We start from the raw sequence: 1564 nt of genomic DNA, 5'->3' as shown, positions 1-1564 counted from the left end.
GAACTCAGCCGCGTTCGCAAACGAGGCCTGAATCGTCGCCATTGTGTATGTAGAAATGGCCGACGAGCCTGCCAGCAGTGCCGATCATAACCCATCCGCGACCGCAGACGGGGTCATTCTCGTCGTGCCCTTCCCATGAGAATTCCGCGCAGGGCGAACCGTCTCGCGCGCCGTAGCGGACATCGAGGAAGCCCTTCAGCGCACCGAAGGCGACTTCACCGTCGGACTTGCCATCGAAGGTGAGATGCGCCTCTTCGACAAGATCGAGGAAGTCGCTGTCCCAGTTGTCCATTTCGACGATGCGCCAGCGGCCGGCAAAGGCCTTTGCGAAACCGGGCACCTTGGCCATCAGCCGGTCTCCGCTATCAGTTTGGGCAGCCGCACCAGATTGTAGGCGGCGGCAGCGAAGGTAAAAGCCCATGCTACGCGATCACGGCCACGGAAGCTGGTCTTCTCTTGCCCAGCTACCGTCTTGATCCAGCCGAATGCCTCCTCGATGCGCTTGCGGATGCGCTGGCTGACGGCATAGCCGCCATGCCGGGTCGTTCGCCCGTCGATCGCAGAGCTGCGGCCGCTGGTGTTCTGCGCAACATGCGGCGTCACGTTCATCGAGCGCAGCTCATTGACGAAGTCTTCTGTGTCGTAGGCCTTGTCGGCGCCAAGCGTGATCGCTGTCGGCCGATCAGCACGAGGCTCGATCATGTGTAGCGCGGCCACCCGTTCGGCATGCCCGTCAGCCAGCGTCAGGCAGGCGTCGACCACCAGGCCGTGGCGGTTCTCCATCAGTCCGTGCCCGATGAAGCACAGCTTCGTCTCCTTGCCTTTGCCCTTGCGGTACAGCCTGGCGTCCGGATCGGTGGTCGAAGCATGGGTGTCGTTCGAGCGCTTCTGGCCATGGAAGTCCGCTTCGGCATTGCGCCCGCCGCCTTGCGCCGGCGGCTCGCCCGCGCCGTCCTTAGGTTTGACGCTCTTCATCGAGGCCCAAGCCTCGATCAGCGTGCCATCGACCGAGAAGTGATCGCTCGACAGAAGCTTCTTCGCCTTGGGCTGCGACAGCACCGCCGCCAGGAACTTCGCCGCAATGTCGCCTTCCAGCAGTCGGTCGCGGTTCTTCGAGAACACCGAATGGTCCCAGACCGCATCGTCGACGCCGATTCCGACGAACCAGCGGAACAGCAGGTCGTATTCCAGCCGCTCCATCAGAAGCCGCTCCGAGCGGATCGAGTAAAACGCCTGCAACAGCATCGCCCGCAGCAGCTTCTCCGGCGGGATCGACGGCCGCCCAATCGGCGAATAGAGCGCGGCAAACTCGCGCTCCAGCGCCGACAGCGCGTCGTTCACAATCGTCCGGATCGCTCGCAGCGGATGATCACGCCGCACCCGCGCCTCCAGGTCAACGTAGCTGAACAGCTCGCCCGTTCGATTGTCCCCGCCGCGCACGCACCATCTCCGAATCTCGTCGGAGCCAATGAATCACGGTCGCCGGTCGACGGCGAGTGCCTTTTCAACAGCCTGCTCTCATGTTTGCTGTCAAGGGACTCGATCAAGCGGAGCCGCTTCCGGC

General features: G+C 63.3%; 3 protein-coding genes. 1 reads left to right on the top strand and 2 read right to left on the bottom strand.

Translation table 11 applies throughout. From position 1 onward, the window contains the following. Nucleotides 1-4 precede the first annotated feature (4 nt). Both WN73_RS11790 and WN73_RS11785 read right to left on the bottom strand, forming a co-directional pair. Nucleotides 5-349: a hypothetical protein gene (locus WN73_RS11790; RefSeq protein WP_247397590.1), complete on the bottom strand. Its 345-nt coding sequence runs from the start codon at nt 347-349 to the stop codon at nt 5-7. After that, nucleotides 349-1440 (bottom strand): IS5 family transposase, encoded by a 1092-nt coding sequence (locus WN73_RS11785; protein ID WP_271552879.1) that lies wholly within the window; start codon nt 1438-1440, stop codon nt 349-351. The genes WN73_RS11790 and WN73_RS11785 overlap by 1 nt, the downstream gene beginning before the upstream one ends. Here WN73_RS11785 and WN73_RS11780 point away from each other — a divergent pair. Continuing rightward, on the top strand, nt 1366-1564 hold a 199-nt coding region (locus WN73_RS11780), incomplete at its 3' end, for a hypothetical protein (protein ID WP_271552885.1). The two genes, WN73_RS11785 and WN73_RS11780, sit on opposite strands and share 75 nt — an antisense overlap.

The organism is Bradyrhizobium sp. CCBAU 45394 (assembly GCF_028128655.1).
GTDB classification, from domain to species: domain Bacteria; phylum Pseudomonadota; class Alphaproteobacteria; order Rhizobiales; family Xanthobacteraceae; genus Bradyrhizobium; species Bradyrhizobium diazoefficiens.
This window is presented reverse-complemented; position numbering and strand designations above follow the sequence as displayed.